General features: G+C 39.2%; 4 protein-coding genes. 1 reads left to right on the top strand and 3 read right to left on the bottom strand.

Translation table 11 applies throughout. The annotated features are described in order from the left end of the window. Positions 1–27: 27 nt before the first annotated feature. Genes IQ228_RS23000 through IQ228_RS22990 form a run of 3 tightly spaced genes read right to left on the bottom strand, consistent with a single transcriptional unit; the run spans position 28 to position 877 of the window. Positions 28–264, bottom strand: a complete 237-nt coding sequence (locus tag IQ228_RS23000) for an HNH endonuclease (RefSeq protein WP_051424340.1) — start codon at positions 262–264, stop codon at positions 28–30. Positions 265–320: 56 nt separating this feature from the next. Further along, the gene (locus IQ228_RS22995; protein WP_027402623.1) at positions 321–656 is read right to left on the bottom strand and encodes a DUF5615 family PIN-like protein; all 336 of its coding nucleotides are present in this window, start codon (positions 654–656) and stop codon (positions 321–323) included. Next, a complete protein-coding gene (locus IQ228_RS22990) occupies positions 653–877 on the bottom strand; it encodes a DUF433 domain-containing protein (protein ID WP_193964556.1) in 225 nt (74 codons plus the stop codon). The genes IQ228_RS22995 and IQ228_RS22990 overlap by 4 nt, the downstream gene beginning before the upstream one ends. 166 nt (positions 878–1,043) lie before the next feature. Here IQ228_RS22990 and acnB point away from each other — a divergent pair, with 166 nt between their 5' ends. Then, the gene (gene acnB / locus IQ228_RS22985) at positions 1,044–3,674 is read left to right on the top strand and encodes a bifunctional aconitate hydratase 2/2-methylisocitrate dehydratase (protein WP_193964555.1); all 2,631 of its coding nucleotides are present in this window, start codon (positions 1,044–1,046) and stop codon (positions 3,672–3,674) included. Positions 3,675–3,796 lie beyond the last annotated feature (122 nt).

Raw genomic sequence — 3,796 nt, 5'->3', positions numbered from 1 at the left:
ATGGAATGTTGAACAATCACTTCAATTTTAATTATTGTCATTAAGGATATTTTTAATTTGTTCTATAGTATATGGCGGCTTTTTTCTATGTAGCATTCCATGACAATTAGGACATACTGGACGTAAATCTTGAATTGGATCAACTTCGTATTCTTGATTAATTTCCGATAAAGGAATTAAATGATGAACATGAATAAAATCTTTACCTATTTCTCCAAAAACTTTCTCAATGACAAATTTGTTTACTAGTAACTCTTGTAACAATTCCTTTACAACTAAACGCTAAAACTTGCTCAAAGCTCCAAAATTCAACTTATATTTCACCTATACAAAGCCAGAATACCAGTATTTTGATCTTCTGCAAAAGATAAAATAATTTCGTGGTTATTTCTCAGCATTAATTCTATGGTTTTAGTTGAACAATTTCCTGAGCGAATCCAAATTACTTTAGGTGGAAAACCTCTCAAAATTGATAATTCATTAAAATCCGCATCTTTAGTCACAATAATATAGTCTTGGTTTTTGGCAATCTCCCACACTGTATAATCTGATTCTTGATCTAATTGCATTAAATAAAGATGATTAGAATTAGGATAAATATCAGCCAAAGAATTAATTAAATTTGGTGATAAATTATGATCAAAAAGTAGTTTCATGAATTAACTAACATGGTTTGACGTTCACGATCTGCTGCATAACTTAAACAAGCTAAAATATCTTCTTTGGTTAAATAAGGAAAATCGGCTAATATTTCTTCAAAAGTCATTCCTGATGCTAAATAGGAAAGAACATCATAAACAGTAATTCTCATACCTCTAATACAAGGTTTTCCGCTTCTCTTTCCAGGTTCTATGGTAATAATATTTTGGTATGACATCATGAACTCCTTATCAACATTATTACTTACTTAATGTAAACTTTACTTCTTAAATTATAAACCATAAACTGTCTATTTCTGACAAATTCGTTTACCAGTAACTCTTGTAACAATTCCCGTACAATAAAATAAAGAAATCAACACATTACAGGAGAAAAGCTAAATCATGTTAGCAGAATATCAACAACACACCCAAGAACGCGCTCAACTGGGTATTCCTCCCTTACCGTTAGATGCAGTACAAACATCAGCATTGTGTGAATTACTGAAAAATCCACCCACAGGCGAAGAAGAGTTATTGTTAAATTTATTACGCGATCGCATTCCCCCCGGAGTAGATCAAGCTGCTTATGTAAAAGCTGGATTTCTTACCGCTATTGCGAAAGGAGAAATTACCGGTCCCTTAGTTTCACCAGTTGATGCGGTAGAATTACTGGGAACTATGATCGGTGGTTACAATGTCCAATCCTTAATTGATTTACTCCAAGTTTCCAGTACCTCTGTATCAACAGCTTCAGAAACACCCTTGGTAATGGGAGGAGAAGGAAGAGAACAAATTGCCGCTTATGCAGCTAACGCTCTCAGTAAAATTATGTTGGTGTATGATGCTTTCCATGATGTTTTGGAATTGTCAAAAACTAACCCCTACGCCAAACAGGTGGTAAACTCTTGGGCAGAAGCAGAATGGTTTACTTCCCGTCCGACATTACCAGAATTTATCACCGTTACGGTTTTTAAAGTTCCCGGAGAAACTAACACTGACGACTTATCACCGGCAACTCACGCTACAACCAGACCAGATATTCCATTACACGCATTGGCGATGTTGGAAACTCGTCAACCGGGAAGTTTAGAAACCATTGCAGAGTTAAAGAAAAAAGGACATCCTGTAGCTTACGTTGGTGATGTCGTGGGTACAGGTTCTTCTCGCAAGTCTGCAATCAATTCTGTATTATGGCATTTGGGTAATGATATTCCCTTTGTACCAAACAAACGGGCGGGGGGTTATATTTTAGGAAGTGCGATCGCACCTATCTTTTTTAACACAGCCGAAGATGCCGGTGCATTACCCATTCAATGCGATGTCAGCAAAATGGAAACCGGTGACGTAATTACCATTTATCCCTATAAAGGAACTGTTCTCAATGCCGCAGGAGAAGTAATTTCCACCTTCAGCCTCAAACCTGACACTATTCTAGACGAAGTTCGCGCCGGTGGACGCATTCCCCTACTAATTGGACGGACTCTCACCGACAAAACCCGTCAAGCATTAGGTTTAAAACCCAGCGATTTATTTATCCGTCCCCAATCCCCCACCGACACCGGCAAAGGCTTCACATTGGCGCAGAAAATGGTCGGTAAAGCCGCTGGTTTGCCAGGAGTACGTCCGGGGACATCTTGCGAACCAATCATGACTACAGTGGGTTCTCAGGACACTACAGGACCAATGACCAGAGATGAATTGAAAGAACTGGCTTGTTTAGGCTTCAGTGCAGACTTGGTAATGCAGAGTTTCTGTCACACAGCCGCCTATCCCAAACCTGTGGATATTAAAACCCATCAGGAATTACCAGACTTCATTTCCTCCCGTGGTGGTGTAGCTTTGCGTCCTGGGGATGGTATCATTCACTCCTGGTTAAACCGGATGTTGTTACCCGACACAGTGGGAACAGGTGGAGATTCCCATACTCGCTTCCCCTTGGGTATATCTTTCCCTGCTGGTTCTGGGTTAGTTGCGTTTGCTGGTGCATTAGGTGTAATGCCTTTAGATATGCCAGAATCAGTTTTAGTCAGATTTACAGGAGAATTGCAACCAGGAATAACGCTGAGGGATGTTGTGAATGCAATTCCTTATGTGGCTATGCAAAAAGGTTTGTTAACTGTCGAGAAGCAGAACAAGAAAAATGTTTTCTCTGGCAAGATTTTGGAAATTGAAGGTTTACCAAATTTGAAAGTTGAACAAGCTTTTGAATTAACCGATGCTTCCGCAGAACGTTCTTGTGCAGGTTGTACAATTAAGTTAAGTGAAGAGACAATTGCGGAATATTTGCGTTCCAATATTGCTCTGTTAAAAAACATGGTAGCACGGGGTTATAGTGATGGCAGAACTATCATGCGTCGTGTGGCTAAAATGGAGGAATGGTTAGCCAATCCGGTGTTATTATCTGCTGACGCTGATGCCGAATATGCAGAAGTAATTGAGATTGATTTAAGCCAAATCACAGAACCAATTGTAGCTGCTCCTAATGACCCAGATAATGTTAAGTTATTATCGGCAGTTGCCAATGATCCTGTACAAGAAGTTTTTGTGGGTTCTTGTATGACAAATATCGGACATTATCGAGCAACTGCGAAGGTTTTAGAAGGTGCTGGTGAGGTGAAAGCGCGGTTATGGATTGCACCGCCTACAAGAATGGATGAACATCAATTAAAAGTAGAAGGTGTGTATGATGTTTTTGTAGGTGCAAATGCGAGAACTGAGATTCCCGGATGCAGTTTATGTATGGGAAATCAGGCGCGAGTTGATGATAATACAACTGTGTTTTCTACTTCGACTCGTAATTTCAATAATCGCATGGGTAAAGGCGCTCAAGTGTATTTAGGTTCGGCGGAATTAGCAGCGGTTTGTGCGTTGTTGGGAAGGCTTCCTAATGTGCAGGAATATTTGGAGATTGTGGCGGAGAGAATTCATCCTTTTGCTGATGATTTGTATCGCTATTTGAACTTTGATCAAATTGCTGGTTTTCAAGATGAGGGTAGGGTGATTAGTCAGGAGGAACAGGCGGCTTTGGTATAATTTAGGTGAGGGTGAGTCTTGATGGCTCACCTTGATTTTAAGAAGTTTATATTTAAAATAATTGTTAAGATTTTTTTACTCTATCTAAATTAAGATATTTCAGTGGTAGAATACAATTATAC

Source organism: Dolichospermum sp. LEGE 00246, from assembly GCF_015207865.1.
Classification (GTDB): Bacteria; Cyanobacteriota; Cyanobacteriia; order Cyanobacteriales; family Nostocaceae; genus Dolichospermum; species Dolichospermum heterosporum.
Note: the sequence above shows the minus strand (reverse complement) of the source record. Positions and strands in the feature narration are given on the sequence as shown.